The 6,560-nt window shown below is 50.8% G+C and carries 6 protein-coding genes; all 6 read left to right on the forward strand.

Features of this window, described 5'->3' with window-relative positions; all coding sequences use genetic code 11:
- Nucleotides 1-265 precede the first annotated feature (265 nt).
- Nucleotides 266-1,966 (forward strand): AMP-binding protein, encoded by a 1,701-nt coding sequence (locus Q7V06_RS00495; RefSeq protein WP_304836469.1) that lies wholly within the window; start codon nucleotides 266-268, stop codon nucleotides 1,964-1,966.
- 39 nt (nucleotides 1,967-2,005) lie between these two features.
- Entirely contained in the window at nucleotides 2,006-2,938 is a 933-nt protein-coding gene (locus tag Q7V06_RS00500) for an aldolase (protein WP_304836471.1), read from the forward strand.
- A 47-nt stretch (nucleotides 2,939-2,985) separates the two neighbouring features.
- Nucleotides 2,986-3,510, forward strand: a complete 525-nt coding sequence (locus Q7V06_RS00505; RefSeq protein WP_304836473.1) for a hypothetical protein — start codon at nucleotides 2,986-2,988, stop codon at nucleotides 3,508-3,510.
- Entirely contained in the window at nucleotides 3,489-4,106 is a 618-nt protein-coding gene (locus Q7V06_RS00510) for a hypothetical protein (RefSeq protein WP_304836475.1), read from the forward strand. The genes Q7V06_RS00505 and Q7V06_RS00510 overlap by 22 nt, the downstream gene beginning before the upstream one ends.
- 274 nt (nucleotides 4,107-4,380) lie before the next feature.
- The gene (locus Q7V06_RS00515; RefSeq protein WP_370650785.1) at nucleotides 4,381-6,165 is read left to right on the forward strand and encodes an aldehyde ferredoxin oxidoreductase family protein; all 1,785 of its coding nucleotides are present in this window, start codon (nucleotides 4,381-4,383) and stop codon (nucleotides 6,163-6,165) included.
- 89 nt (nucleotides 6,166-6,254) lie between these two features.
- The gene (locus Q7V06_RS00520; RefSeq protein ID WP_304836477.1) at nucleotides 6,255-6,536 is read left to right on the forward strand and encodes a ubiquitin-like small modifier protein 1; all 282 of its coding nucleotides are present in this window, start codon (nucleotides 6,255-6,257) and stop codon (nucleotides 6,534-6,536) included.
- The last annotated feature ends 24 nt before the right edge of the window (nucleotides 6,537-6,560 follow it).

Genomic DNA, 6,560 nt, shown 5'->3' on the forward strand with positions numbered 1-6,560 from the left:
GGTGAGATTTGAACTCACGATCGACGGGTCTCTCCGACAAGCGTATGAGCGGATACAATAGCATCAGCGCTCCAACGGGTCATCATCTCAATCAATCAGCAGACCCGATTGTTCATCATACGCCAAGACCGCTGGAGCCCGTCGCCATACCGGACTAGGCCACGACCCCGTTCCTGTCTTGTAATTAATGGACGTGCCTTAATTTAAATATTCCGAACTACTAATCCGATATCTTTTTTCTCCTGTAATCAGTACGAATAAAGGAATGGTGCAAGGCAGTTATACATGCGGGGTGTCAGAGATGCCACTGAGAGGAGAGACGATAGGCTCGATGCTCAATACTATAGCCGCGAAATACCCCGATACCGAGGCGCTCGTCTCGGTTCATCAGGGGGTCCGGTATACCTATCGGGAGTTTCTTCGTGAGGTGGACGTGTTTGCCCGTGGTCTCATGGCACTTGGGGTGGAGCGCGGCAACCGTGTGGCGATATGGTCCTTAAATTATGCCGAATGGGTGATCGTTCAGTTTGCCACGGCAAAGATCGGGGCTATCATGGTGAATATCAATCCGGCATACCGGACCTATGAGCTTGAGTATGCTCTCAAACAGGCCGAGGTGCAGACACTGATTATTCAGGGCCGGTTCAAGACGTCCGATTATGTCGGTATGTTCTATGAGGCCTGCCCCGAGGCTTTTGATTCACGTGCCGGACGGATCAACTCTGTCAAGTTTCCCTTTCTGAAGAATGTGATCTTTATGGGTGACATCCCATACAACGGCATGTTCAGATGGAGTGAAATTCAAGAGATGGCAGATGATATCTCTCCTGAGGAGCTTGATGAGCGAGAAGAGATCCTTGAATTTGACGATCCGATCAATATTCAGTACACATCCGGCACCACCGGGTATCCAAAAGGTGTCGTCCTCTCCCATCATAGCATCCTGAACAATGGTTTTGTGATCGGTGAGGGGATGCGGTTTTCAGAGAAGGACAGGCTCTGTATTCCTGTGCCGTTCTATCACTGTTTTGGTATGGTCCTCTCAAACCTCGCCTGTGTGACTCATGGGTCAACGATGGTGCTGCCTGCCCCCGTCTTCAGTGCTGATGCGGTGCTTCAGGCGATCCAGAATGAGCAGTGTACCGCAGTACATGGTGTGCCGACGATGTTTATTGCAGAACTCGCACTGCCAAACTTCCATTACTATAAGCTCGATACTCTCAGGACAGGGATCATGGCCGGCTCCCCCTGTCCGATCGAGGTGATGAAGGAGGTGAACACCCGGATGCATATGTCCGAGATTGTGATCGTCTACGGTCAGACCGAGACAGCTCCCGGAGTCACGATGTCAACGGTTCATGATCCCCTGGAGCGGAGGGTTGCGACCGTCGGCAGGGTGATGCCGCATACCGAGCTGAAGCTCATTGACCCAAAGACCGGAAAGATCGTATCCAGGGGAGAGCCCGGGGAGATATGTGCACGCGGATACATGGTGATGAAGTGCTACTACAATAATCCCAGTGCAACCCATTCGACGATCGATGCAAACCGCTGGAACCATACCGGCGACCTTGGTGTGATGGATGAGGAGGGGTACATCAGGATCGTCGGCAGACTGAAGGAGATGGTGATCCGGGGCGGTGAGAATATCTATCCCCGTGAGATCGAGGAGTTCCTGCACCACCATCCGAAGATCGCTGATGCCTACATCATCGGTGTCCCTGATATCAAATACGGTGAGGAGCTGATGGCCTGGGTGAAGGTTGAGAACGGAAATATTCTCAATGAAGCTGATATCCGGGAGTTCTGCAAAGGAAAGATCGCCCATTATAAGGTGCCACGGTACTACAAGTTCGTCGATAGCTTCCCGATGACCATCTCCGGCAAGATTCAGAAGTTCAAAATGCGACAGACCGCAATCGAAGAGCTTGGTCTTGAGGATGCCGAGAAGGTCGAGACGGCCTGACGGAAGGGTTCTTCAGATCTCCCCTCCCATCTCCTCTTTATGGGGTATGAGATAGTACTGATCGATTCGGCTGAGAAGGACAGACTGATCGGAGCAGTTGATCGTTCAAAGCTGTATGAGGTCAGATCCGAGATATATGGCTGCTGCATCAAACTGCTCACGGATTCAAATGCCGTGAAGCATCGTTTCTCTGAGAATTTCTTCTTTGCATCCCAGTCGATCCGCTCGCATGGCCGCCTCTTTGTCCTGCATGATGATGCGTTTCCCGAGAATGCGGTCCGGTATGATTCCCTCTCAAAGACCGCGTTCCTCTATAATATGACCTACTATGGCTGGGTCAAGTCGATTGCGCTTGGTCTCTCTGGTGATATCCTCGAAGATGGCCACGGGATCGCCTCCTGCCATGGTGCCTGTCTTGACCGGAATGGCGAGGGGTTTGCAATTGTTGGGATGTCGGGTGCAGGAAAGACAACCCAGACCTATGGTTTTCTGCTGGATCCGACGGTTCGTGCGATTGCTGATGACTGGTTCTTCTTCCGGATCTTTGGGGATGAAGTACTGGCTTACTCGTCTGAGAAGAACTTCTATATCCGGGCGGATCTGGCGGCGGCATGGCCGGAGTTTGCACCATTGCTTCAGAAGGCAGATTACGATGCAGAAGGCCGGGCTGTTGTGGATCTGCGGTGGGCAATAGGAAAAGGCCGGATCTTTCCTCTGACAACACTCAGGCGTCTTTTGATCCTGACACCCGATGCTGAAGGGGTGCGGCGGCTATCGACAGAAGAGGCATTGTTCATACTTGAAACAAATTCATATTTCAATCCCCACCTGCTGGTGAAGAGCGGGTATAAAGCAGGAATCCGGCAGCAGTACTATCGGTCACTCCTTGAGCGGGTTGAGGTCACTCTGGTCGGGAGGAAGGGAACGCCTGCGGAGACGCTCGCGGTATTACACATGATCGTGAATGGATGAAGCTTGAAATTCACCTGAAGTCCTGACTGTGGTTTTGGAGTACTCTAATGTCATCGAATAACATATTCAACACAATTATCCGCTCTTTTGAGCAGCTTGAAGGAAAACCCCTGCGAAATGATCTCCTCCTGTACTTTGGGATTGTGATCCTTGTCTACTTCGCATCATTTCTGATGATGCTTCATGAGGGTGGTGCTGCTTTTGATGTTGTGTTTCTTCTTCCTTTCACAATTGTTCTCACAATCGGGCTTCTCACCGGGGCAGTTGTGTTGCTTGCAACCAGCCTCATCGAGCACTTCTTCCTGCTCTTTGTTGATGTGAAAAAAAGCTTTGAGATGACGATGAAAACCGCAGTCTATGCCCTGTCTGTAACTATTCCATTGTTCTGGGCTGTTGTTCTCATTCCGAATGTCTGGTTAAGTGCTCTTCTCATCATTCTGTTTATTCTGCTGACGTTCTGTGGCATCCGGGTGTTCCATTCGGTCTCAATCGACCGGGCGGCCTTTGTCTCGCTTGCAACAGGAGCTGTTATGCTCTTCTTCTCATATCGGTGGCTGGCCGGACAGGGGTGATGATTGGGATGGCCTATCGTCTTCTCCTTGCACTCGCCGCGATTCTCCTCTCTCCGTTTCTGCTCTATCGACTCTTCGGTATGGTTGTGCAGATGCGTTCCCGACAGATTGTGTACCTGGTCGTTCTTCTTCTGGCATTCCTCGGCACAATTGGTGGCAGTCTTCTGGCAGATATGCTGTATCCACAGGGCCCGGCTGATATGGGGCTGACACTTGCCATCCTCGGATCATATGGACTGATCTCTGTAACTGCACTTCTTCTTCCCTATCTTCTCTTTTGGGAGCTGCTCTCCCAAAAGATCCGTTTGACTGTACTCTCCATTGGATCTGTTCTTCAGATTCCGCTCTTCTTTGCCTTCTTTGTCAACCCTGAAATCCGGGACGGAAGCCCGCTTCCACTCTTTGCAGACCGGCTGCCGCTTCCGGGGATACTCTTTGATGCGATTGCCGGGCTCCTTGGAACTGCCGGGGAAACCGGATATGGTATCTGGTTCATAATTGCCCTTTCAATAGGCCTTTTTATTCAGATGGCGCTCATATCGCTCTTCCTCTATCTGGCTGGGGCGATTCTCATGAGGGAGAAAGGCCCTGAGTGACAGAGACCTCCCATCCTCTTCAAAACGTACATGCCAGTTGAAAAGCGGTGAATCTCTCTTCGGAGATCGAGTGTTGATCCAGAAAATGGGTAAAAAATAGTCTCTATGCAATATTTTACGCTTTGTTCTCAGTGCAATTTCTTATGGCATATCCAAAACATTATTAAGTTCATCAACTAAATCCTCAAATCAGGGTGCCTGTCAGGTACCCTGTTGGATGGGCATAGAGAACTGAGTCATATTCCCATCCTTTTTTGAATAGGAGGTATTGGTTATGACACAGATGGATGGATATGCTGGAAAGATTGCCTATGTCGATCTCACCACTGGTACGATCGATATACGGGAGACACCTACTGACCTCAAGAGAGAGTATCTCGGTGGCCGTGGTTTTGGAACGAAGATCATCTCGGATAGAATGGATCCCCTCGTTGATCCCCTCTCACCTGAGAATATCTTCGTCTTCGCATCAGGCCCAACGACCGGAACCGGCATTCCTCTTGGAAGCCGGTATGAGGTGAGCACGAAATCTCCACTCAATAATACACTGATGTCGGCAAACAGTGGCGGAACCTTCGGATGGAAGATCAAGAAAGCCGGATTCGATGCTGTTGTCTTTGAAGGACGCTCAGCAAAGCCGGTATATCTGTACCTGAACGAAGGTGCCGCCGAACTGCGGGACGCCTCCTCCTACTGGGGGATGGATGTTCATGCGACAACCGATGCATTCCTCTCTGATCTCGGTGACAAGAAGGCAAAGATCGCCTGTATCGGCCCGGCAGGAGAGAAGAAGAGTCTCCTTGCCTGTGTGATCAACGATCATGATCGTGCAGCAGGCCGGAGCGGTGCGGGAGCGGTTCTTGGATCGAAGAATGTCAAGGCCGTTGTTGCGACAGGCAATCTCAGGATCGATGAGGCAGATACAGATCGGTTAAATGTCGTAAAAGAGCGCATCAGAACAAAGCTTCAGGAGAATGGTATCTGCCAGGCACTTACCGCCTATGGAACTGCCGTTCTCGTCAATATCATCAATGAAAATTATATCCTCCCGACCCATAACTTCCAGACTGCTCATTTCGAGAAGGCAGAGAATATCTCCGGTGAGCGGATGGCAGAGACTGTCCTGAAGAAGAATGCCGGGTGTTTTGCATGTATAGTGAAGTGTTCCCGTGTCTGTGAAGTTGACGGTGTTGTCAACGAAGGGCCGGAATATGAACCGATCTGGGCATTTGGGGCAAATCTCGGGATTGACGATCTCAATACCGTAATTAAGGCATCCTGGGAATGCAACAAACTCGGTCTTGATGCGATCGGTACCCCGACTGCAATTGCCTGTGCCATGGAGATGCGGGAAAAGGGCTATATCAACGAAGGTCCGGTATTTGGGGACGCTGATGGTCTTATTGATCTGGTCAGGCAGATCGGTCTCAGGGAAGGGTTTGGAGCAGAACTGACCGATGGTTCATACCGTTTTGCAGAACGGCACGGCCATCCTGAGCTCTCAATGAGTGTAAAAAAGCAGGATCTCCCAGCATATGATCCCCGTGGCCTTCAGGGGCATGGTCTCTCCTATGCAACATCAAATCGTGGCGGAGATCATGTCTATGGATATATGATCTCTCCTGAGGTGCTTGGTGCACCAGAAAAACTCGATCCCTATACCAATGACGGCAAAGCAGGATGGGTCCGGACATTCCAGGATTTCACTGCTGCAATTGATGCCTCAGGGATGTGCCTCTTCAGCTCATTTGCCCTTGATGCCACCGACTTTGCGGATCTGACTGCCGCCACAACGGGATTTGATCTCGATGCCGCTTCCTTCCTTACGATCGGAGAGCGGATCTGGAACCTCCAGAAGCTCTTCAATATCAAGGTCGGTTATACAAAAGCAGATGATACCCTTCCAAAACGCCTGCTGACAGAACCACTCCGGGAAGGCGGACCAAAGGGCCGGGTCTGGGAACGTGAACCTCTCCTCAGTGAGTACTACCGTGTCCGGGGCTGGGATGCAGATGGAGTACCAACGGATGAGAAGCTGCGTGAACTTGGTCTGAAATAAACACATCGGCTGTCCGGTTCGGGATGCGTCCCGTGCCGGCTACGCCCGATGCAGAGAGACGTATACCAAACGATGGAGAGGGATCTGGCATGCAGGTAACTGTCAAGGCATTTGCCACGCTCAGAAATATCATGGATTCAAAGTTTACTGAGGAGTTGGAGGAAGGATCCACCATCTCCCATCTCCTGACAATTCTTATGGAGAAGTACCCCGGGCTGTCTGATGAGATCTTTGAGGAGGGTAGGCGGGAGCTGAAAGATTTTGTGAATATCCTGGTAAATGGACGGAATATCAGCTTTCTCAATGGCTTTGATACCACACTCAACAATGACGATCTCGTCGTCCTCTTCCCCCCGGCAGGCGGCGGGTAAGAGGTTATTTTTTTTTAAAAAAAT

The organism is Methanocalculus sp., assembly GCF_030651615.1.
GTDB lineage: Archaea > Halobacteriota > Methanomicrobia > Methanomicrobiales > Methanocorpusculaceae > Methanocalculus.